The sequence below is a fragment of the Desulfatibacillum alkenivorans DSM 16219 genome, assembly GCF_900142135.1.
In the GTDB taxonomy this organism is placed as follows: Bacteria; Desulfobacterota; Desulfobacteria; order Desulfobacterales; family Desulfatibacillaceae; genus Desulfatibacillum; species Desulfatibacillum alkenivorans.
In genome coordinates this window covers 19,947-42,308 of sequence record NZ_FQZU01000047.1, presented here as the reverse complement: position 1 = coordinate 42,308, position 22,362 = coordinate 19,947, and the positions used below count along the sequence as shown (strand labels likewise).

Here is a 22,362-nt window from a genome sequence, read left to right as displayed (position 1 = left end):
GAGGCTTCGGAGGATTCTTCCGTCGATTCCGATCCATTGGGCGGTTTGCCCGACGTTTCTGAAATGACCGCCGACGCCCTGGGCGAGGCTTCGGAAGATTCTTCCATCGATTCCGATCCTTTGGGCGGCCTGCCTGACGTGTCTGAAATGACCGCCGACGCCCTGAGCGAGGCTTCGGACGATTCTTCCCGCGATTCCGATCCCTTGGGCGGTTTGCCCGACGTGTCTGAAATGACCATGGAGGCGCTGGCAGGCGTTGAGGATTCGTCTCAGGATCCTTTTGACGGCCTGCCTGATGTGGCTGAAATGACTATGGATGCATTAAGTGCAAACAGCGGGGAGGGTTTGGGCCAGGGAATGATTTGATCCTAAAGTATAATTGAATGTTCTTGGAGGTTTGACCCGAAACCAGAGCGCCGCAAACGGTTAAACGGAAAATTGATAATGGACTACACCAATGTTAAGCCCAGATTCGATGAAGTTTTGCAAAACCATTGTGAACGCCTGATTGGCTCCCGGGTTGGTTTGAAAGGGTTGTCTCTCACGCTGGAAGCCATAACTGCATTGGCTTTGCTTGAAGAGCGGCAGGAAGACTCCAAAGACGATCCGTCCAAATTGCACACCAAAACGACCCTCTCCCGGGAAATGCTGGACGTTGGCCTGGAGTCCCAGGACTTCATAAAAGAAAGCCTGGGGCAACTGGAGGAAAAGGGATATTTTCAGACGCATGACGGCGGAGGCCTGGAGCCCTCCAGCGACGTGTTCACAATGGTCGGCGCTCTCAATAAGGTTTTTCCTCAAATGCCCGGCATGCTTTTGGTCGCCTACTTCATTCAGACCGTGCAGGAGGTGACCTCCGGCAGAAAAGGTTTGGACCACGCAGTGGACCAGTTTGATCAGGCTTTGACCATGCATGGGATGGCCGCCAGAAAGGACAAAACCGCGGCCCCCGCCAAGCCTCAGGCACAGGATACGGCGAAAAAGCGCCTGGCGTCTCTTCGCAAGATCAGCGCCGCCCGGGCGGCGCAGGCCCGTCAAAACGAGGCCGCTGCGTACTCCATGGATAATTTCGGCGCTCCAACGCCGGAACAAAAGCAGGATGAGCCCCCGCCGCCGCAAGAAGTCGTTCCCGAAGCGCCGCCCGAAGAGGCCCCGGCCCCTGAAGCTCCTGAAGATGCGTTAACTTCGGCTGTTGAAACCGAGGAGACTGCTCCGGATGTAGTGGATGATGTTCAAACCGAAGTTGAGGAAGAATCAGTCCCTGGGGAGGAAGACGCTGCGGAGGAGGAGGCTTCTCATGAAGAGGAAGCTCCCGTGGAGGACGAGACCCCTACGGAGTTGGAAGCTGTTGCGGCTTTGCCTGAAGAGGATGAGGCCTTGGAAGAGGAAGAGCCCGAGCCTGAGCCTGAGCCTGAACCGGAGACTGAGCCTGAGCCTGAGGCGCCCGAACCGCCCGAGATGAATGAAGCGGACATTATGGAAAGGGTGGCCCAGTTTGAGGAGGCCCTGGCCATGACCTGCCCCCTGTGCGGGGAGGGCAAAGTCAAAGAACAGCAGACCTCCATGGGGAAAATCTTTTTTGCCTGCACGTCCAAGTCCTGCCAGTTCATCAGTTGGGGAAAGCCCCATCATATAGCTTGTCCGCTATGCAGCAACTCCTTTTTGGTGGAGGCCCAGGCCATTGAAGGGCACGCCATTCTCAAATGCCCAAGGGCCACATGCAGCCATGTGCAGCCGGTTTCCGGCGGTCCGGTGGAGGCGGCGCCCAAGAAGAAGAAGCGCCGGGTGGTGCGGCGCAGGAAATCAAAAGGTTAAATTTATTAAAATCAAATATTTACATATGTATGCTTGAAATTTGCCTGTCAATAAAAAACCACGGGCGGCAAGCGGAATAACACGCTTGTCGCCCGTGGTTTTATCTTTAATGGACGATGTTCCGGGAGCGTACTCCCGAGGCGGTGAATCAGCCGGTTTCGTCCATAAACATACGGAGCATTTTTTCGGCGATCTTCTCCGGATTTACCTCGTAAGAGCCGCTTTCCATTTGCGCTTTCAACGCAGCTACCTTTTCTTCCCGCATGTCGGGCTGCTGCTCGATCACTTCGCGAGCCATCTGAACCTCCTGAGATGTTTGAGACAACTCGACGACCACGTCTTGTCCCGTCGCTCCAGCGGCCTGGGTCTGATTGGACTTGGCGTCGGTCTCCGCGGCTTTCTGGCTTTCCCTGGTAGCTGTTTCGTTGAGATACTTGCTTATCTCATAATTGTTGTTTGTTACTTTCATGGCGGACTCCCTATAACCTACTGAAGCATGTTCTGCTGGACCTTGTCCCGAGTGATCTCTTCCAGTCGAGCTTTCAACCGATCGGAATCCTCTTGCGACAATTCCTGGATATCTTCTCCCAACCGCTTTCCGATAGCCCTGAAGACCATCTCGGTGCCTTTGCGTCCGATTGAGAGAGGATTCCCGAATTCATCCTCAAGCTCCTTGAACACTTCCTTTTCAAGGGTTTCGTTGGGTCCCTCATGGTAAATGCGGTCGATGATATCCGAAGTGACTTTATCGACAACGGATTTCTTCCGGGCCTCTGTGGAAATGGTGATTTTATCCGCTGGCGCCGGAGTTTCCTTGGCGGTCTGGCGGGCCAGGCGCTTGCCTGTGCTTAGCTGCCTGCCGTATGCCCTCAACACATTATGTACTTGATACGTATTAATCGTCATTTCCTTTCACCTCAGTCATCTCATCGGAACCCCGTTAGAAAACTTGAGGAAAAAAGATGAGAATTTTCCTGAAACATGAAAAAAATGACGAGGATTAAAAAATCCCGTATCTTTGGGCTTGGGCGTCAAAAGTTTGTCGCCCTGTCAAAACAAAGGGATCGACTCTGACCCCCCCCCGGCGGAATGTGCGTTTTTTCCCACCGTAAATACTTGGGTCCCAACCTTTTGCATACACTGTACCATGTTATGTATTTTCCATAAAGAAATTTTTTACACCCAAGCCGGCGGCTGGAATTTTGCGTCAGGTCCTTAAAAAGCCCTCAACCATGGCACATCAATTGCAAAGCCAAACTTCAAAGTAAATCTCGAAGTTGAACCTAAGGTTTGACATCGAAGGCATCTTAAAAACCGCCCGCAAGGGGCATGGCTCCGTTTCCGGGGCCAAAAGAAGAATGGTGACGCAATGGAATACAAAATTCATGAGTTGAGCAAAAAATTGGATGTTCCCAGATCCACGGTCAGGTATTGGGAGTCCGAATTTTCCGACCTCATCAAGCCGGTCCGAACCCCTGGCGGGCAAAGAAGGTATACGGACAGGGACCTTAAGAATTTTCTCAAAATCAAGGATCTTATTCGTAAGAAAAACCAGAGCATCCGTCAGACCAAGCAAATGCTGTCCAAAGGTTCGGGCGGCAAAGGGCCTTTGGACCTGGATAACCAGTGCATTCTGGTCACCGGAGGCACGGGCTCCTTTGGCAAGCATTTCTGCCGCTCCATCCTGGCCAAATACAATCCCCGGGTAATCCGGGTGTATTCCCGGGATGAACTTAAACAACACGAAATGCGCCGGGAGTTTGGCGAGGAAAAGCTGCGCTACTTCATCGGGGACGTTCGGGACAAGGAACGTATGCGCCGGGCCATGGAAGGGGTGGACATCGTGGTGCACGCCGCGGCTCTTAAGCAAGTCCCCGCCTGCGAATACAACCCCTTGGAAGCGGTCAAGACCAATATTATAGGGGCGCAGAACATCATCGACGCCGCCATTGACGCCGGCGTTAAAAAAGTCATGGCCCTTTCCACGGACAAGGCGGTCAACCCGGTGAACCTCTACGGCGCCACCAAACTCTGCGCCGAAAAGATTTTCATCCAGGGCAATTCCTACACCGGCGAACGGGGCACCTGCTTCTCCTGCGTGCGCTACGGAAACGTCATCGGCAGCCGCGGAAGCGTCATCCCATTGTTTCTGGAGCAAGCCAAGACCGGCAAGGTCACCGTCACGGACAGCCGCATGACCCGTTTCTGGATCACCCTGGACAGGGCCGTGGAATTGGTGGTCAACGGCCTGACCCACATGCAGGGCGGCGAGATTTTTGTGCCCATCATCCCCAGCATGAAGGTCATGGACCTGGCCAAAGCCGTGGCGCCCGGCTGCAAGGTGGACTTCATTGGCATCCGTCCGGGCGAAAAGCTCCACGAGTCCATGATCACCGAGGAAGACGGACGCAACACCATTGCTTACAAAGGCATGTACGTCATCATGCCGGCCCTTTCCTGGTGGGAAAAGGGGGATTATTCCTCCGGCCAGGCGGTTCCCGAAGGCTTTGTGTATTCCAGCAATACCAACGCCCAGTGGCTGACGGAAAAAGACCTGAAAAAAATCATCCGGGATGAATTGTCTGTGCCCGTGCGCGCCCCCCAGGATGTGGTGAGCGCCGGCTAACCTCCTATGCGCCGCTTAAGGGCGCAAACATTGGAAAGAGCATGGTCATGGAAGACGCATTTATACCTTACGGACGCCAGGTGGTGGATGAAGAAGACATCAAGGAGGTGGTCCGTGCGCTGAGATCCGACTGGCTGACCCAGGGCCCCAAGGTGGAAGAGTTCGAAGAGGCCTTTGCCGCCTATACCGGGGCGGACTTCGCCGTAGCCGTCAACTCGGGCACGGCCGCTCTGGCCATGGCCGCCCGGGTTTCCGGCATGGGGCCCGGAGACACGGCGGCTGTGCCGCCCATCACCTTTGCGGCCAGCTCCAACAGCGCCATATATTGCAAGGCGGACCCCGTGTTTCTGGACATTGATCCCGAAACCGTCAACCTGGATCCCAAAAAGCTCAGGGAGCATCTGGACCTTAACGCTCCTCTCCGGGGAGTCATTCCGGTCCATTACGCGGGCCTTCCCTGCAACATGCCTGAGATTTACGCCCTGTCCCAGAAATTCGGGATGGTGGTCATCGAAGACGCATGCCACGCACTGGGCGCGACTTATGAGGATCCGGAAACCGGCGAGACCGTCAAAGTGGGATCCTGCCGCCACAGCCACATGGCTGTGTTTTCCTTTCATCCGGTCAAGCACATCACCACCGGCGAAGGCGGCATGATCGTCACCAACGACAGGGAGCTCTATCACCGGCTTAAACTTTTCAGGTCTCACGGCATTACAAAGGACCCTCAACTCTACAGAAAACGGGAAGTATGGGCAAAATATGCCGGGCAAAATGTGCCCGGATACTATGAAATGCTGGAGCTTGGCTTTAACTTCCGCCTGCCGGACTTGAATTGCGCCCTGGGCCTGTCTCAACTGAAAAAAATCGAACAATTCGTCCAGGCCCGGCGGCGGGCCGCCAAATGGTATGAGGAGGACCTGGGAGACAGCCCTTTTGTAAAGACGCCCCAGGAACCCAAAGGCTATAAGTCGTCCTACCATTTGTATCCGGTGCGCATTGATTTTAAAGGCCTGGGCTTGGAACGCACCCAGGTCATGCAGCAGTTGCACGACAAAGGCATCGGGTCACAGGTTCATTACATCCCCGTGCATTCCCATCCGTATTATCAAATGCTGGGGTACGACTCCTCCACGTGCCCCAATGCCTGGGAGTATTACGACCAAACCCTGTCCCTGCCCATGTTCGCCTCCCTCACCAGGGAGCAGGCGGCAAAGGTAAGCCGGACGCTGCTGGAAATCCTTAAACAGGGAGGGCGCGCATGAAGATTCTGGTCATTGGCTGCGGCTCCATAGGAAGGCGGCACCTGGGCAATCTAAAGCGCCTGGGCGAGGAAGATCTTTTGGCTATGGACCCCACTCCCGAACGCCTGGAAAGGGCGCGGGAGGAGTTTGAAGCCAAAGGCTTTTCCAATCTGGAGGAGGCCCTGGAGCAAAAGCCGGACGCGGCCCTGGTATGCTCGCCCAACAGCATGCACGCCCAACAGGCCATGGATTGCCTTGCCGCCGGCTGCCACTGTTTTGTGGAAAAGCCCCTGTCCCACACCATGGGCCACGTGGCCGCCCTGGTCCAGGAGGCGGAAAAACGCGGCCTGGTGAACATGGTGGGCTCCAATTTCAAGTTTCACCCCATCTTTATAAAAATGAAGGAGATCTTCGACTCCGGGGTTTTGGGGAAAATTACCTCCGCCCGCTGCCAGTTCGGCCAATATCTGCCTGATTGGCATCCCTACGAGGATTTCCGCAACGGATACAGCGCGCGATCCGATTTGGGAGGGGGCGTTCTTCTGGACTCCCACGAACTGGGATACATGGCCTGGTTTTTAGGCGGAGCGCTCGATGTGTTCTGCTTTTCGGACAAAATAAGCAGCCTGGACATCCAGACCGAAGACACGGCCGAGGTGCTGATTCGGTTTGCTTCCGGGGCCATGGCCGAAGTTCATCTGGATTACACCCAGAGGGCGTACCAGCGCACTTACGAGTTTTTTGGAGAAAAAGGAACCATGACCTGGGATTTCAACCAGGGAAAAATCCGGTTGTTTCTGGCCGTTGAAAATTCATGGCGGGAGTATCCTCAGCCCAAGGACTACGACATCAACCTCATGTATGTGGAGCAAATGCGCCATTTCATTTCCTGCATCAAAACCGGAAGCCCGGCCGCGACGGATTTCAGGGAAGGGAAACGCATCCTGCAAATTATCCTGGCCGCGAAACGCTCCTCCCTGGAAGGGCGGATAGCCAGACCCATGGAGGAAACCGGCTCATGATTTTAGGCGTGATACAGGCCCGCATGGGCTCCACAAGGCTGCCGGGCAAGGTGTTGGAAGACATCGCCGGCAAGCCCATGCTTTTGCATGTGGTAAACCGCCTGCAAAGCGCCCGGCTGGTGGACAAAACCCTTGTCGCCACATCAACAAGGCCGGGGGACGATCCGGTGGCCGAGTTATGCTCCAGGGAAAAAATCCCGTGTTTTAGGGGCAGCGAGGACGACGTGTTGGACAGGTTTTATCAGGCCGCCAAGGAGCATCAGGCGTCCGTGGTCGTCAGGGTGACCGGCGATTGCCCCTGCCTGGACCCGTCGGTTGTGGACAAAGTGGCCGCCGCCTATCAACAAAGCAAATGCGATTACGCGGCCAATATCCTGGTTTACACCTATCCCGACGGCCTGGACGTGGAGGTTTTCTCCATGGAAGCGCTGGAGACGGCGTGGAAAACCGCGACCTTGCCGGGGGATAGAGAGCATGTAACGCCTTTCATCCGCAATTCTCCGGATTTCTCTCGCGTCAATGTGGAGAACGAGACGGAGCTGGCTTACAAGGATTTGCGGCTGACTGTGGACGAGCCCCAGGACCTGGAATTCGTCCGGGAGCTGTACGCCAGGTTGGGCGCCTCCGGCTTCGGCCTGGAACAGGTTTTGGATCTATTACAAAAGGAGCCTCAATTGATAGACATTAACGCCGGTAAAATACGCAATGAGGGTTTTTATAAAACCCTGGTCAAGGAAGACCCCATGCCGGGCGAAAAGCTGGTTTTGGATAAATCCGAAGCCATGCTGGAACAAGCGAAAAAGCTCATACCCTCCGCCAGCCAGACTTTTTCCAAGTGCCCCACCCAGTTTGTCAGGGGGGCGGCGCCCGTGTTTTTGCAAAAAGGGAAGGGCAGCCATGTTTGGGACGTGGACGGCAATGAGTTTATCGACTTTCCCATGGCGTTGGGGCCGATCATCCTGGGGCACAACTATCCCGAAGTCACCGAAGCTGCAACAGCCCAGGCCCGGGAGGGAATCGCCTTTTCCCTGCCTCATCCTCTGGAAGTGGAAGTCGCCCAAATGCTGACGGAGATCATCCCCTGCGCGGAGATGGTCCGGTTCGGCAAAAACGGTTCGGACGTCACGGCCGGCGCCGTGCGTGCGGCCAGGGCCTACACCAATCGCGACATGATTGCTTTTTGCGGATACCACGGCTGGCAGGACTGGTACATCGGAACCACCACCCGCAACCGGGGCGTGCCCGAAACCACCGCCGCCCTGAGCAAGGGCTTTGCGTACAATGACTTGGACAGCCTGAAATCCCTGTTTGAGAAGTTTCCCGGCAAGATAGCCGCAGTCATCATGGAGCCCGTGGGCGTTGTCCGCCCCTACGAGGGATATTTGCAGGATGTTAAAAACCTGGCCCATGAGAATGGCGCCTTGTTGATTTTTGACGAGGTCATCACCGGATTCCGCCTGGCTTTGGGCGGCGCCCAGGAATACTTTGGGGTGACTCCCGACCTGGCTTGTGTGGGCAAGGCCATGGCCAACGGCTTTCCCATTTCCGCGGTAGTCGGCCGCAGGCCGGTTATGGAGCTTTTTGACGAGATATTCTTTTCCTTCACCTTTGGAGGCGAGGCCGTTTCCCTGGCCGCAGCCAAAGCAACCATAGAGGTTATCAGGAGCAAGAACATCTTTCCCCATTTGTGGGAGTTGGGCGGAATTCTCATGGACGGAGCCACGGTTCTCGCCCGGGAATTCGGCCTGGAGGACCATATAAACTGCATTGGCTATGAGCCCAGAAGCCTTATGACTTTCAAGGAGAAGTCCGGCGAGGAGTCCTTGTTGTTAAAGAGCCTTTTCCAACAGGAATGCCTCAAGCGGGGCGTGCTTTTTTCCGGAGGGCAGAACATGTGCTTCTCCCACACCCATGCGGACATCGAACACACCCTGAGAGCATACAGGGCCGCCATGGAAATCCTGGCGAAAGCCATAGACAAGAACGACGTGGAAGAGCGTTTGGAAGGCAAACCCGTGGAGCCTGTTTTTCGCAAGGCGTAGCAAAGAAGGATTTTTAGAAACTTGAACCTGAACGAAAAGCAACCACTGCTCATTATCCGGGCTGACGCAGGCCCAAACATGGGCACAGGACACGTCATGCGCTGCATTGGACTGGCCCAGGCATGGGAGTCCCTGGGCGGCAAGGCGGAGTTTGCCTGCACCGGCGCTCCTCTGGCGCGTCTGGCGGAGGAAGGCTTGCCCGTTAACGCCATTCGTTCCCTTAGGGGAAGCATGGACGACGCTCACGAAACTGCGGCGCTGCTAAAGAGCAAGCAAGCCGTCTGGGCGGCGCTGGACGGTTACCATTTTACCGCGGACTTTCAAAAGCTCTTGATGGATCAAGGCATCAAGACGCTGGTTGTGGACGACAATCAGGATTGCCGGTTTTACCATGCCAACATCGTGGTCAACCCCAATCTTCACGCCAAGGAGAAGATGTTTCGCGACCGCGAGGTGCATACGCGCCTTTTGCTTGGCCCTGAATACGCCTTTTTACGCAAGGAGTTCTGGGAAAGCTCGAAGATGCAAAGAAGGCCGCCGCAGAAGGCAGCCAATATACTGATCACCCTGGGAGGCGCCGACCCGCACAACACCACGTTAAAGGCGATTCGCGCCGTAAAGCTAAACACGGGCTTTAACCTGCACGCCAAGGTTTTGGCCGGGCAAAGCAATCCCCATATCCAAAGCCTTGAAGAGGAATTAAAAGACGCCCCCGGCGTGGAATTGATACGGGACGCAAAAAACATGGCGGAGCTCATGGCTTGGGCCGATTTCGCCGTTTCGGCCGCCGGAAGCACCTGCTGGGAAATGGCCGCCAGCGGCCTGCCGGGAATATACATTGTGCTGGCGGATAATCAAAAAAACATCGCCGCCGAACTGCACGGCAGAGGAGCGGGGATAAATCTGGGCTGGCGCGCAGGCGTCACCAAATTCACCATTTGGGGCACAATCAAGCACCTTATGGAGTTCAAAGACCGCCTGGAAAGAATGAGCAAGGCCGGACAGGCCATTACGGACGGCCTGGGTGCGAAAAGAACGGTTAACATCATGATGGAACAATAATTGGGAGCCTGTTCAGGAGCCGAATATGAAAATACTGTTTTTAGGAAATAATTGGGTGGGATGGCGTACGGCGGCGTTTTTAAGGGAAAGCGGCGCTCAAATTGTGGGCGCGGTCCTTCATAAACCCGGGGAGCGCAAGTTCGGCAAGGAATTGCTGGAAACCCTGGGCCTGGACGAAGGCCGGATTTTCGACGCTTCCATGCTGCGCGATCCCGAGGCCCTGGACGCCATTCGCTCATTAAATCCTGATATGGGGGTGTCGGCCTATTTTGGGACCATACTCAAAAAAGAGTTCCTGGACATCTTTCCCGAGGGCTGCATCAACGTGCATCCCGCTTTGCTGCCATTCAATCGGGGGGCTCACCCCAATGTGTGGAACATTGTGGAGGGATCTCCCGCAGGGGTCACCGTTCATTATATCGACGAGGGAGTGGACACGGGCCGCACCATAGCCCAGCGATTCGTGGAAGTCAGGCCCATAGACACCGGCAAAACCCTGTATCGCAGGCTGGAACAGGCCTGTCTGGACCTGTTTGAGGAAACATGGCCCAAATTCCTGGCAGGAGACGTGGAAATTGACCATGTGGTGGCCGGATCGGGGACCTTTCATAAGGCGGCGGACCTGAAAACCATCGAAGAAATCAAGCCCAACAAACTCTATACGGCCAGGGAGCTGGTGGACGTCATCCGGGCGCGCACCTTTGAGCCGTACCCGGGCGCTTATATGATCGTGGACGGGAAGAAGGTCTACATGCGCCTGGAGCTTTATTACGAGGACGAGGAACATGGCGGGGACTGAAATCCAAATAGGCGATAGATTGGTTGGCAAAGGGCGTCCCGTATATATCATCGCCGAAATGTCCGCCAATCACGGCCATGATTTCCAGGAGGCCGAAAGGATCGTGCGCGCAGCCAAGGAATGCGGCGCCGACGCACTTAAGGTCCAGACTTACACCCCGGACACCCTGACCATACAAAGCGATAAGGAGCATTTTCTGGTCAAGGGAACGCCCTGGGACGGAACCACCCTGTACGACTTGTACGGCCAGGCGTACACCCCCTGGGAGTGGCAGCCGAAAATCAAAAAGCTGTGCGATGACCTTGGCCTGGACTTTTTTTCCACAGCCTTTGACTCCACGGCCGTGGATTTTCTGGAAGACATGGGCGCAATACTGCACAAGACCGCGTCCTTTGAAATCGTGGATATTGGCCTGATTCAAAAAATGGCCGCCACAGGCAAGCCTTTGATCATATCCACGGGCATGAGCTCTCTGGGAGAGATCGAGGAGGCCGTGAACGCGGCCAGGACGGGAGGGACGGATCAAATCGCCCTTTTAAAATGCACCAGCGCCTATCCGGCGCCGCCCGAAAACATGAATCTGGCGGCCATCCCGGCTATGGCGCGGGTTTTCAATCTGCCCGCGGGATTATCCGATCACACCTTGGGCATTGCAGCTCCCGTTGCGGCGGTCAGCCTGGGCGCGTGCATCATCGAAAAGCATTTCACCCTTAGCCGGGCTGTTCCCGGGCCGGATTCCAGCTTCTCCCTGGAGCCTGCTGAATTCAAAGCCATGGTGGAGTCTGTGCGGGTCGTGGAAAAAATGATAGGCCGGGTTTGTTTCGGCCCAACGGACAAGGAGCAAAACAGCCTGGTTTTCAGGCGTTCGTTGTTTGTAGTCGAGGACGTAAAGGCCGGCGAGGTTTTTACCGAAAAAAATATACGCTCCATCAGGCCGGGTTACGGATTGCCGCCAAAGCATTTGCCCGAAATTTTGGGCAAGAAGGCGGCCAGGGACATCTCCCGGGGCGAGCCCATGCAGTGGGAGTTGGCGACGGCGTGATTTCCGGACAAGAGAGGAACTGATCGTGAAAGACAATTTAAAACGATGCAGCAGATGCGTACTGCCCGAAACCCACGAGACCATCGTCTTTGATGACGAAGGGGTCTGCAACGTGTGCCGGGGCCATGAGTACAAACAGCAGAACATAGACTGGGACGAAAAGAAAAAGGAACTGGACGCCCTGGTGAATCAGTATCGCGATCAATACGATTACGACTGCATTGTGCCGTACTCCGGCGGCAAGGACAGCACCTGGACCCTGTATTACCTGGTCAGGGAATACGGCCTCAAACCCCTGGTGGTGTGTTTTGACCACGGCTTTTACCGTCCCAACTTACTGGAAAACCGCCAGAGGGTCTCACGAATTCTGGGCGTGGACATGCACGTATTCACCCCCAACTGGAAGGTGGTGCAAAAGCTCATGCTCCAGAGCTTTCTGGAAAAGGGCGATTTTTGCTGGCACTGCCACACGGGCATTTTCGCCTATCCCATGTGGGTGGCCATCCGCCACAACGTGCCTTTGGTTTTCTGGGGCGAGCCTTCCGCGGAGTACACAGCCTATTACAGCTATGATCAGCCTGAGGAAGTGGATGAGAAGAGGTTCAACCGGTACATTAACCTGGGCGTTACCGCCGAGGATATGTTCGTGCGCCTGGAAGGCGCCGTGGATGAACGGGATCTTCTCCCGTTCAAATATCCGCCCCTGAAAATGCTCCGGAAAATCAATTACCGCTCCGTGTGCCTGGGCTCTTTCGTTCCCTGGGACGTCAAAACCCAGTCCGCCGTCATCACCAAGGAACTGGGCTGGAAAGGGGATCAGGTGGAAGGCGTTCCTCCGGGATATGAATACGAAAAGATCGAATGCTACCTCCAGGGCGTGCGCGATTATATCAAGTACATCAAGCGCGGCTATTCCAGGGCTTCCCACCTATGCTCCATCGATATTCGAAACCATCGCCTGAAGCGGGAAAAAGCCATGGAAATCGTCAAGGAGTACGAAGGCAAGCGGCCGCCCAGCCTGGACCTGTTTTTGGAGCACGTCGGCCTGACCGAAGAAGAGTTTCTGGACGTGGCCATGAGCCATATGGTGTCGCCTTTTGAGTTTGACCCGGCGGAGACTCCCGAAGGCCGGAAGGCCCATGATTACGACGTTTGGCGCCGTGACGGCGCCATGCCGCGCGGCGACGCTCAGGGCCAGTTGGATCGCTGGAAGACCAGGAATCAACGTTAGACGGGAAGGGAAAGCAAGAGCCGTAAAATGATCGGAATTGTAGACCATAGAATGGGCAACCTGCTTTCGGTGTTTAACGCCTTTGAATACATGGGCGCAGACGTGGAGTTGTGCGCCGATCCCCGCGATCTGGATGACGCGGACAAGATCGTGCTGCCGGGCGTGGGCGCTTTTCCCGACTGCATGAAGAACTTGAAGGAACTGGGATTTCAGGAGGTTCTTAACCGCTTGGTTTTGGAGGAAAAAAGGCCGGTTTTGGGCATTTGCCTGGGCATGCAGGTCATGGCGGAATGGGGGGAGGAATTCGGCGAGCATGAAGGCCTGGGTTGGATTCCCGGCCGGGTGGTCAGGATCAAACCGGAGGATCCCGGTTTGAAAGTCCCCCATGTGGGTTGGAACAATATCCGGTATTCGCCCGATAGTCCATTGCTGAAAGGCTTGCCCCAGTCGCCCGATTTTTATTTTGTGCACAGCTTTCACATGGAATGCACCGATCCCGGCCACGTGGATGCGTGGTGCGATTACGGCGGAAAGGTTACGGCCGCCGTAAGGCGGGGCAATATATTTGCAACCCAGTTTCACCCGGAAAAAAGCCAGGATTTCGGGCTGAAGATCATCGAGAATTTTTTGTCCTGGCATTGATGGACATCGGGGGATAGCCCCCACGTTGTGAGGTAGGAGAAGGGATGCTCAAAAAACGCCTCATACCCAAGCTGCAGATGCGGGCCGCCTCCATTGGCAAGGTCAAGCGCATGGTGCTGGTCGCCACTGTTGGGTTCGGCCCAAGCACGGAGATCGGCGATCCCGTGTCTCAGGCCAAGATCTATCAGGCGCAGGCTGCAGACGAGCTCGTCTTTCTGGACCTGGACGCCTCCATCGAACACCGTGACGCCCTGACGGACATCATCGCCAAGGCCGCCGAAGAAATATTCATGCCCATCACGGTAGGCGGCGGCGTGCGTTCCGTGGAAGACTGCCGCAGGCTGCTCAATCATGGCGCGGACAAGGTCAGTATCAACACGGGCGCCGTGGAGATTCCCGGGCTTATCAATCAGGGCTCGGACATGTTCGGCGCCCAGTGCATCGTCGTTTCCATCGATTATAAAAAGCATCCCAACGGAGCTTACGAGGTTTTCACCCGAGGCGGCAAAACGGCCACGGGCCTGGATCCCGTCGCCTGGGCTGTGGAAGCCCAACGCCGGGGAGCGGGCGAAATTCTGCTAACGTCCATTGACCGGGACGGAACCCGCAAAGGCCTGGACCTGGAGCTCACGGCCAAAGTCGCCGGGGCCGTGGACATTCCGGTAATCACCTCGGGCGGCTGCGGCCTTGCCAGCCATTTTGTGGACGGCTTTCTCGTGGGCAAGGCGCATGCGGTTTCCGCAGGCACGTACTTTTGCTTTAAAGACGAAAATCCCATGCAAACCCGCTCCCGGATCAGCAACGCCGGCATACCCATCCGGCTGCATACGTGAGGAAGCCATGAAGCTGAACAACATCAAAACAGTGTACCTGATGGGCGGCGGCGGAACCATGCTGGGCTTCGCCAAGGAACTGCAAGCCCGAAAGTATGAAGTCGTGGTTTTTACAAGCCCCCGGCACTCCAAGGAAATCATGCCGGGCGGCGCCACTCTGGCCAGGGAGCTGGACGGCGCTGCCATCCCATGGCGCATGCCCGAAGACGTCAATACGGATTCCGTGTTTCTGGAAGGCGCCACCAGCCTGACCATGGGCATCGGCTTTGGCGAGGTTTGGACCTTCACCCGTAAAACCATCGATCGCTTTGACGGCAAATTGTTTGACTTCATGGGCATTCCCTTGCCCCGGTATCGCGGCGGCGCCCACTACACCTGGCAGATACTCCGGCAAAACCGCTTGGGCGCCTGTAATATCCAGGTGATCAACGAATTCATGGTTCAGGGGGAGTTTGACTCCGGTGAGATCGTCTTTTCCCGAGAATACCGGTTTCCCGATTCCGCCCGCATTCCCCAGGATTATTTTAACGCCGCCCATAAGGAAGAATTGGCTTTTTTGAAGGAATTCATGGACAGGGCGGAGCAGGGCGAGGACTTTGTCCTGTCTCCGGTTCCGGAAAAGTATTCCATGTACTTTCCAAGGCTTAACACCATCAAACAAGGCTGGATCGACTGGTCCTGGAACACCAGGGACCTGGCGTTGTTCATTAACGCCTTTGACGATCCTTACGCCGGCGCCTCCACCGAACTGGACGGCCGATTGGTGCGCCTTAAGCAAGCCCGGATCGAAACAATAGACGGCCCGTTTCATCCGTTTATGACCGGGCTGGTTTATCGGATCAATTCCACCGGGGTGTACATTGCAACGCCTCAGGGAAGCCTGATTATAGGCCGGGTTCTGGACGAAGCGGGCCAGGATATGACCTCCGCCGTAAAAACCGGACAACGATTTTTTACGCCCATGGCTCGGCTGGAAGCCGCCATGACCTTTCACGCCCAATACGACGCCAAGGGAGCTAAAGCATGAACCGCATACCCAAGTTCCTTAAAGGAAGCAAAATTTATCTGCGCGAAGTCCGGGAGTCGGACGTAAACGAAAATTACTATAGGTGGATGAACGACTACGAGATCACCCGGTTTCTGGAGGTTCGGTATTTTCCCCTGTCCGTGGAGCAGATCACCGCCTATGTGAGGGCTCTGGACGGCAGCCGGGACGAGATTTTTCTGGCTATCTGCGACCAGGAGAACGACCGCCATATCGGCAATATCAAGCTGGGGCCCATCAACTGGATACACGGATTCGGCGACATAAGCCTGCTCATAGGCGAAAAAGGCTATTGGGGCAAAGGGGTAGGGAGCGAAGCCATTTCGCTTGTTTCCGCCTACGCCTTCAACGTCCTGAACCTGAACAAGGTCAAGGCAGGCTGTTATGCGGACAACAAAGGGTCGGAAAAAGCCTTTATCAAAGCGGGCTTTTCCCGCGAGGGCGTTTTGAAAAACCAATGGCGCATGGAATGCGGGTTTCAGGACGAAATTCTTCTGGGCCTGTGGGTGCGGGACTGGATAGCCATGCAAAACCCCAATGCAGGTTGCTGCCATGTCTGATCAATATAAATTCGATTTTAAGCCTTCCTTTGATCTGGCCATGAGGGGAGGGGACTGGTCCGGCGATCCAGAGGTTTGCAAGGTCATGGAAATCTGCCGCGACCTCCACATGCTGGATCGGACCCTGGTTTCCGACGACTACGATAAGGCATTAGAATATTTGGGTAATGTCATACCCATGAAGGTGCATGCCGTGGAAAGCGGAACCGAGGTTTTCACCTGGACCATCCCCAAAAAGTGGGTGGTGCGGGAGGCCTATGTAAAGGACGCTTCGGGCGAAAAAATCGCCGACTTTTCCCGCCATCCCCTTTATCTGGCTTCCTATTCAGCGCCGTTCACAGGAACCCTGACCAAAGAGGAACTGCTTCAGCGCGTTAACACGAATCCGGATCGTCCCGCGGCCATTCCTTACGCGTATCATTATTATAAGGCGGACTGGAGCTTTTGCCTGCCCCATAATGCCGTCAAGAATCTGGGCGGCGGTCCGTTTGAAGTGGTTGTGGACACTGCCCTGGAGCCCGGCGCCATGAAGGTTGGGGAATGGGTTGTTCCCGGAAACTCCCCGGACTCCATTTTGTTTTCCGCCCATTTATGCCACCCCGGCCAGGTGAACGACGGGCTGGCGGGCGTCGCCCTGGGTTTGGTGCTCATGCAATGGCTGGCGCAACAGCCCAACCTCCATTACACGTACAGGCTGATCGCCCATCCCGAGAACATTGGCTCCCTGTGCTATTTTTTCAAAAATCCGGCTTTGATTCCCGTAATCAAAGGCGCGGTTTTTCTTGAAATGGTGGGGAATAAAAACCACTTTAAAATCCAGCGCTCCCGCCAGGGGGATTCCTTTGTGGACCAATTCATGGAACTGGCCGTGGCGGAGGTCAGGAAGCCTTACGGCGTGGGGCCGTTCCGCAAGGTCATCTGCAATGACGAAATCAACATCAACGGTCCGGGCATAAACATCCCCTGCATTTCCCTCACCCGGTGGCCGTATCCGGAATACCACACCAGCGACGATTCCCCGGACATCATCAGCATGGAGATGGTCAAGGAAACCCTGGACGTGTGCAAGCGCTTCGTTGAAATGACGGAGTCCAATTGGCGTCCCGTGCGCAAGTACACGGGCAACCTTTTTTTATCAAAATACGATTTGTACGAAGATTTGAACAAGGACGACACCATCGAGCAGATTCTGCTGGCTTTCGAAGGCGATAAAACAGTCCTGGAGATCAGCCGGGACCTTGGCTTGAGTTTCGACCGCACGGCCGATTACGCCCGCCGTTTTCACGAAAAAGGACTGGTGGATCTTAATTACGGCCCCGGGGATGAGCAGGCCTGCCGATGCGGCGGTCTTTCCAGAACCACATTAAATTGGGGCAGGATATTTCATAACGGCGACAAGGGCTCCCAAGGAGAGGAAAATGGATAACGCACCCGTCATAATGCGTCTGGGCGGATATGGGCTGAGAAAACTGATGCCGGAAGATGCCAACGCACGATATCTCGGATGGATTTCCGATCCCGAGGTAAACGCCTTTCTTACGGTGGGTAAATTCCCCTGCACTCTGGAGGATTTGTCCGAGTACGTCTCCCGCTTCCATGGCTCCACCTCCGGCGCGGCCTTTGCCATTGTTAATCAGGAAGACCGGGACAAGCACATCGGCAATGTGACCCTGAACGCCATTAATTGGATCAGCGGTACGGCGGACATCGGCCTGATGATCGGCTCCAAGAAGCACGCCCGCCCCGCCTGCGCCCATGCGGTCCTTTCCCTGATTGTGCCCTACGCCTTTGACGTCTTGGGCCTTCGGCGTTTGTACATGGGCGTTTTGGAAGGCAATATCGCATGCCTTGAGGGCGCCCGGCGCCTCCAAATGAAGGAGGAGGGCCGCTGGCGGGAGCAATCCCTGGTTTACGGAGAGTATCAGGACGAAATCTGGTTCGGGGTTTTGAGATCCGAAAGGGACTCCCTGAACTATTGGAGACAGCCATGAAAAACACCCACGAATATCCCACGGTTTTGAGCGTGGTCACGGTTCCTGACAGGTACGACTTTCCCTCATGGGGGGAGCCCGTGCTGGAGTTGAGGCTTCATCATCCGGGAGATCCCGGGCATGATATCAATCTTGGCAAGGTTGTCGCCATCCGGGAAGGGGATCAAATCAAGTTTGACTTAAGGCATGTCAGGGCGGAATGGATTTTATTCGCCGGAAAATCGGAAATCCTGGATCTCCAAGGCCTGGACAAGGCGGTGGAGCTGTTAAAGACCGCCCAGAAGACGCCCTTGCTGGCCACCGTAAAAAAACGCCTGCCGGCCCGCATTTTAAGCCGGTATGAATGGGCCGGAACCCGGAATGTATACGATCATCCGGGCGAGCACATTTCCACGGTTATCACGCAGGAGCCCAGGCTGATTCCCAGGGCTGAGTTCTCCAAGAAAAAACTCAGCCTTCTGACGTCCGACGCAATGGAAAATGTTTTCCATATTCAGGGCTTGCCGCCGGCCATCAAACTGAAACTGGCGCCTGTCACGCTTTCCGTTCCTCCCGAGGAAAGGCCCGATCCTCCGGAAAAGCCTTCGTACCTGGACATGTTCAAATACGGGCATCAAAAGTACTATGACGACACCCGTTTCGGGCCCCGTTTTGTGTGGCCGCCATCCATGTATCTGTTAATCAGAAAAGCTCATATTCCCGGAATAATAGAAGGCATGAAGCAGGGCCTGGGCAACACGGAAATCCTTTCCTACGCCTTTAATTACCTGACGCTGACGGGGGATTTTGAAACGGCTGAAAAACTGATTCCCCTTGTGCCGGAGCAGTGGTTTGTGCAAAGCCCGGGCCTGGCCCAGGTGTGCGGCGCCGTCCTGACTATGCGGGGCAGGCTGGACGAAGCCATGGCCTATTATGAAAAGGCCAGGGAACTGGATAAGGACGACGCCGACGCCTTATTCAACCTGGGCAAGATGTACCTGGTTAACGGCCAGCGCGAAAGAGCCCGGGAATCCTTTAACAACGCCCTCAAGGCCAAAAATCTGGATGACACCGTACGCTCGGGCATCGACTTTTTTCTTATGAGCATGGAAGCCACGGAGGAAAAGCCCATCATGCTCAGCCTATGCATGATCGTCCGGGACGAGGAGGAATCCCTGCCTAGGGCTTTGCAGTCCGTTTTCGGTTTAGTGGATGAAGTGGTGGTCGTGGACACCGGCTCTTCCGACAATACCAAGGAAACGGCCGCCGGCATGGGCGCCAGGGTTTACGATTTCGCCTGGGAGGACGACTTTTCCGCAGCCCGGAATTTCGCCATGGACCAGGCGGCCGGGGACTATGTATTCTTTCTGGATGCTGACGAGCAGTTGTCCCCGTTTCACAGGATCAATCTGCTGTTCCTGAAGGCCCTTTTGTCCGAAAAGACGCCCGTGGCCTACGAACTGTCCATAGGCAGGACCGATGTAACCACCGACTGGCTGATTATCTCCGGCCTGCCGGACAACTTCATTCCCCAAACCTCCGCCATCCGGATTTTTCCCCGCAAGCCTGAAATCCGGTTTCATGGCAGGGCGGCCGAGACCGTGGCCGATTCTCTGAACGCGTTGCAGATTAAAGTGAAAAGCGTTCCGCCGGGGCAGTTGGACGTCATCCACGATGAATACGGCCGGGAGCGCAGGGTATTGAGGAAGGAGGCCGCCTATCTGGCGGAGGAGAATCCCTCCCTGGCCACGGTCACCACGGCGGTGCAGGATTTTTCCTCCATAGGAGACGAAGAAAAAAGCCTGCATTGGCTTAAGATACTCAATCAACAGCATCCCACCGAGTCGGATAACTGGCGGCTGGTCCTGCGGCTGGCTTTGATGATGGAGGATACGGATCCGGAATTCGCCCGGAAAAATTATACCGGAATGCTGGATCGCGGCTGCAAAGCCCCTGCGGTGTTGAACGCCTACGCATCCTTTTTAATAAGGAACAATGAGTTTGAAACCCTGGCAGCGCTGGATTTGGATTCGGACGAAGGGTTTGAAAACGATGCGGAGGAAAAGGCGTTCTTCGTCCACAAAGCCCTGGCCTGCTTGAGCGCCCAGGATGTGGATGAAGCCGCGGACCTGCTCCAAAAGGTCCTGGAGCGGGACATGAGCTTTTTGCTCGCCCAGGCGGCGCGGTTTTTCATTTTATCGGCCTTGGGCGTCGTTCACGGCGCCCTGGGGTGCCTGGAGGACCTGGGATACCTGGTCAAGGGCGACAAGGAAGCCGCATTCGAACCGGGTATGGATTTTATGGCCAAGGTGGAGACCGTGGCGCAAGCCATGGAAAAAACGGGACAACTGGAGGAACGCTTTCTTTTGCTGAACGGCGCGGTCTGCCTGGTTTCCGGTCAGGAGGAATCATGAACCCTACATTCGTCAAAAACCTGAAGATCCTCAGGGAAAGATATCCCGACATGGCCAAGCGCCTGGCAGGGGCCGGCTCGGGCGCCTATCATTTAATTTCTCCCAAAGGGAGCGGGCCTCCCAATTTGGCTTGGTCCACGCCGGAGAAAAACGTCATGTTCTATGACGATTCCATGGACCCGCTCCTTCATGTTAAGGAGGTTTTCAAAGGCGCTTCCCTGGAAAGGGCGCCTTTTGTCGTCCTTTTCGGCGTGGGGCTTGGATACCAGCTTTTGTTTCTGGATCAGCTCATGAAGGATTCGGACCGCTTGAAAAGGGTCCTGGTGGTGGAAAAGGACATGGAATGCCTGAAAATGGCCATGGAGGTTACGGATCTTTCCGGACCTTTTTCCAACCCGAATATTCGCATTCTGTGCGAAAGCCCGGAGGACGACCTGTTCACCCAGGTCAAGGCGGCCATGGACAATCTGTGCTACAGGTATTTCAAGGCCCTCCGCTGGGTTCCCTGGCCCGCTTCCCTGGAAATCGACCCGGACTATTATGACGCGGCCCGAACGGCCATCGCCGACATGGGAGACCTCTGGATTTCCCTGAGAGGCAACGAGCCGTACGACACCCTGGCTTCCTATGAGAATTTTTTCCGCAACCTGGATCTGTACGATAAATCCCCCAATCTGCGGTGCGTGGAAAACGCCTTTAAAAATCGTCCGGCCGTCATCGTGGCCACCGGGCCGTCTCTTAAGAAGAATGTGCACCAACTCAAGCTGATCAACAACAAGGCGGTCATCATCAGCGTGGACGCCTCCCTGAAAATATTGCAGGACGAGGGGATTTATCCTCATTTCGCCACCACCATTGAGCGAACGCCGGGCATCAACAAGTTTTTCGTCGGCCTGAACAACATGGAGAAAACCATCCACCTGGTTCCGTCCTTCGCCCATCCCAGTTCGGTTCACGCCCACAAGGGGCCTAAGCTCTTCATGACCAGGCGATACAAGTTTTTCCTGGACCTTGGCATGGAAAAGGACGTGATCGACATGGGGCTTTCCACGGCCATAGCAGGCTTTGAATTGGCCCGGCTTATGGGATGCGACCCTATTATATTGGTAGGCAACGACCTGGCTCAGGCTCCCGGCGGCCTCACCCACGCCGCGGGCAATGCATTCGGCGCCAAACAAAGCACGTTCAACGTCAACACCTTTACGGTTCCGGGCAACCTGGGCGAGGACGTGGTCACCTGCGAGATCTGGTACAAATGCATGAAGGACTACGAAACCCGCTTTGCAACCTACGACGGGACCGTGGTCAACGCCACCGAGGGAGGCGCCCGGATCGTGGGAACCAAGATCATGCCTTTTTCCCAGGCCATAGAGTCCTATTGCACGGAGGAGTTCGCTCCCAGGGAAAACGCCCTGTCCATTGTTTCCCAGGCAAAGGGCTCCAACCCCGCCAAGGATAATATCCATGTGCTCAAGGATTGGAAGCAAAACAGCGAAGAGGCCATCGCCCAATGCAAAAAAGGCATTGAAATCGTCAACCCGTTGCTTCGACGCCTGGAAGCCCTGGACGATGACATGGACTTTGTCCTCCGCTCCGGCGTACGCCACGCCATGGAGTCCGTGGATTCCATTATATCCCAGTTGACCATGTCCCCTTTTATCTTTTCTCTCCAGGAGCTTTTTCATACGGAGATTCTCCCCCTGGTCATGGAGTGGGAGGTGGCTGAGGACCGGTTCGATGACGAGGACTGGGGCAACGCCTACCGCCTGAAGCTGGCCGAGTTTTTTATGGGCGCTTTTGGGCAGTTATGCCTTTCCTTAAACGAGGCTCTGGACATGGGCGTAGAGGCTCTTACGGAGGCGAATTGATTTTTATCTATTAATAATAAGATGTTAGCAAAAACCTTTCCACCCGGGAAGGTTTTTGCTTTTAAGGTGAAAAATTTATTTAAAGTTCTGGGACCCAATACCGATACAGTTACTAAGACATAGGGAAAACGAAAATAAAGGAGGTGA

20 protein-coding genes are annotated in these 22,362 nt (G+C 55.4%); 18 read left to right on the top strand and 2 right to left on the bottom strand.

Annotated elements, in window-relative coordinates; genetic code table 11:
• Both BUE18_RS28100 and BUE18_RS23965 read left to right on the top strand, forming a co-directional pair.
• Nucleotides 1-366 (top strand): hypothetical protein (locus tag BUE18_RS28100; RefSeq protein WP_170868451.1); only part of this gene is annotated, 366 nt, incomplete at its 5' end.
• Nucleotides 367-444: 78 nt separating this feature from the next.
• Complete coding sequence (locus tag BUE18_RS23965; protein ID WP_073478686.1) at nucleotides 445-1,815, top strand: RING finger protein; 1,371 nt, start codon at nucleotides 445-447, stop codon at nucleotides 1,813-1,815.
• A 148-nt stretch (nucleotides 1,816-1,963) separates the two neighbouring features.
• Here the strand turns inward: BUE18_RS23965 and flgM are convergent, their stop codons facing one another.
• A complete protein-coding gene (gene flgM, locus BUE18_RS23960; protein ID WP_073478685.1) occupies nucleotides 1,964-2,284 on the bottom strand; it encodes a flagellar biosynthesis anti-sigma factor FlgM in 321 nt (106 codons plus the stop codon).
• 17 nt (nucleotides 2,285-2,301) lie between these two features.
• The gene (locus BUE18_RS23955) at nucleotides 2,302-2,721 is read right to left on the bottom strand and encodes a DVU0524 family FlgM-associated protein (protein WP_139264896.1); all 420 of its coding nucleotides are present in this window, start codon (nucleotides 2,719-2,721) and stop codon (nucleotides 2,302-2,304) included.
• 463 nt (nucleotides 2,722-3,184) lie between these two features.
• Here BUE18_RS23955 and pseB point away from each other — a divergent pair, with 463 nt between their 5' ends.
• From pseB to BUE18_RS23875, 16 genes are read left to right on the top strand one after another with little or no spacing between them, the layout of a single operon-like run.
• Complete coding sequence (pseB, locus tag BUE18_RS23950) at nucleotides 3,185-4,441, top strand: UDP-N-acetylglucosamine 4,6-dehydratase (inverting) (protein ID WP_073478683.1); 1,257 nt, start codon at nucleotides 3,185-3,187, stop codon at nucleotides 4,439-4,441.
• 47 nt (nucleotides 4,442-4,488) lie between these two features.
• Complete coding sequence (pseC, locus tag BUE18_RS23945; RefSeq protein WP_073478687.1) at nucleotides 4,489-5,706, top strand: UDP-4-amino-4,6-dideoxy-N-acetyl-beta-L-altrosamine transaminase; 1,218 nt, start codon at nucleotides 4,489-4,491, stop codon at nucleotides 5,704-5,706.
• Nucleotides 5,703-6,707: a Gfo/Idh/MocA family protein gene (locus BUE18_RS23940; protein WP_073478682.1), complete on the top strand. Its 1,005-nt coding sequence runs from the start codon at nucleotides 5,703-5,705 to the stop codon at nucleotides 6,705-6,707. The genes pseC and BUE18_RS23940 overlap by 4 nt, the downstream gene beginning before the upstream one ends.
• Nucleotides 6,704-8,749 carry an aminotransferase class III-fold pyridoxal phosphate-dependent enzyme gene (locus tag BUE18_RS23935; protein WP_073478681.1) on the top strand — a complete coding sequence of 682 codons (2,046 nt, stop codon included), beginning with the start codon at nucleotides 6,704-6,706 and terminating at the stop codon, nucleotides 8,747-8,749. The genes BUE18_RS23940 and BUE18_RS23935 overlap by 4 nt, the downstream gene beginning before the upstream one ends.
• A gap of 21 nt (nucleotides 8,750-8,770) precedes the next feature.
• A complete protein-coding gene (pseG, locus tag BUE18_RS23930; RefSeq protein WP_073478680.1) occupies nucleotides 8,771-9,811 on the top strand; it encodes a UDP-2,4-diacetamido-2,4,6-trideoxy-beta-L-altropyranose hydrolase in 1,041 nt (346 codons plus the stop codon).
• Nucleotides 9,812-9,836: 25 nt separating this feature from the next.
• Nucleotides 9,837-10,610, top strand: a complete 774-nt coding sequence (locus BUE18_RS23925) for a methionyl-tRNA formyltransferase (RefSeq protein ID WP_073478679.1) — start codon at nucleotides 9,837-9,839, stop codon at nucleotides 10,608-10,610.
• Nucleotides 10,597-11,652 (top strand): pseudaminic acid synthase, encoded by a 1,056-nt coding sequence (gene pseI, locus BUE18_RS23920; protein WP_073478678.1) that lies wholly within the window; start codon nucleotides 10,597-10,599, stop codon nucleotides 11,650-11,652. The genes BUE18_RS23925 and pseI overlap by 14 nt, the downstream gene beginning before the upstream one ends.
• 25 nt (nucleotides 11,653-11,677) lie before the next feature.
• Complete coding sequence (locus BUE18_RS23915) at nucleotides 11,678-12,883, top strand: N-acetyl sugar amidotransferase (protein WP_073478677.1); 1,206 nt, start codon at nucleotides 11,678-11,680, stop codon at nucleotides 12,881-12,883.
• Nucleotides 12,884-12,910: 27 nt separating this feature from the next.
• On the top strand, nucleotides 12,911-13,525 hold the full coding sequence (hisH, locus tag BUE18_RS23910) for an imidazole glycerol phosphate synthase subunit HisH (protein WP_073478676.1): 615 nt from the start codon (nucleotides 12,911-12,913) through the stop codon (nucleotides 13,523-13,525).
• Nucleotides 13,526-13,569: 44 nt separating this feature from the next.
• Nucleotides 13,570-14,358, top strand: coding sequence for an imidazole glycerol phosphate synthase subunit HisF (hisF, locus tag BUE18_RS23905; RefSeq protein ID WP_073478675.1), 789 nt, complete (start codon nucleotides 13,570-13,572; stop codon nucleotides 14,356-14,358).
• Nucleotides 14,359-14,365: 7 nt separating this feature from the next.
• Nucleotides 14,366-15,385 (top strand): hypothetical protein, encoded by a 1,020-nt coding sequence (locus BUE18_RS23900; protein WP_073478674.1) that lies wholly within the window; start codon nucleotides 14,366-14,368, stop codon nucleotides 15,383-15,385.
• Nucleotides 15,382-15,963, top strand: a complete 582-nt coding sequence (locus BUE18_RS23895) for a GNAT family N-acetyltransferase (protein WP_073478673.1) — start codon at nucleotides 15,382-15,384, stop codon at nucleotides 15,961-15,963. The genes BUE18_RS23900 and BUE18_RS23895 overlap by 4 nt, the downstream gene beginning before the upstream one ends.
• Nucleotides 15,956-17,389 carry a DUF4910 domain-containing protein gene (locus tag BUE18_RS23890; RefSeq protein WP_073478672.1) on the top strand — a complete coding sequence of 478 codons (1,434 nt, stop codon included), beginning with the start codon at nucleotides 15,956-15,958 and terminating at the stop codon, nucleotides 17,387-17,389. Before BUE18_RS23895 ends, BUE18_RS23890 begins: the two co-directional genes overlap by 8 nt.
• Nucleotides 17,382-17,954 (top strand): GNAT family N-acetyltransferase, encoded by a 573-nt coding sequence (locus tag BUE18_RS23885; protein WP_073478671.1) that lies wholly within the window; start codon nucleotides 17,382-17,384, stop codon nucleotides 17,952-17,954. Before BUE18_RS23890 ends, BUE18_RS23885 begins: the two co-directional genes overlap by 8 nt.
• Complete coding sequence (locus tag BUE18_RS23880) at nucleotides 17,951-20,347, top strand: glycosyltransferase family 2 protein (protein WP_073478670.1); 2,397 nt, start codon at nucleotides 17,951-17,953, stop codon at nucleotides 20,345-20,347. The genes BUE18_RS23885 and BUE18_RS23880 overlap by 4 nt, the downstream gene beginning before the upstream one ends.
• The gene (locus BUE18_RS23875) at nucleotides 20,344-22,215 is read left to right on the top strand and encodes a motility associated factor glycosyltransferase family protein (RefSeq protein WP_073478669.1); all 1,872 of its coding nucleotides are present in this window, start codon (nucleotides 20,344-20,346) and stop codon (nucleotides 22,213-22,215) included. Before BUE18_RS23880 ends, BUE18_RS23875 begins: the two co-directional genes overlap by 4 nt.
• The last annotated feature ends 147 nt before the right edge of the window (nucleotides 22,216-22,362 follow it).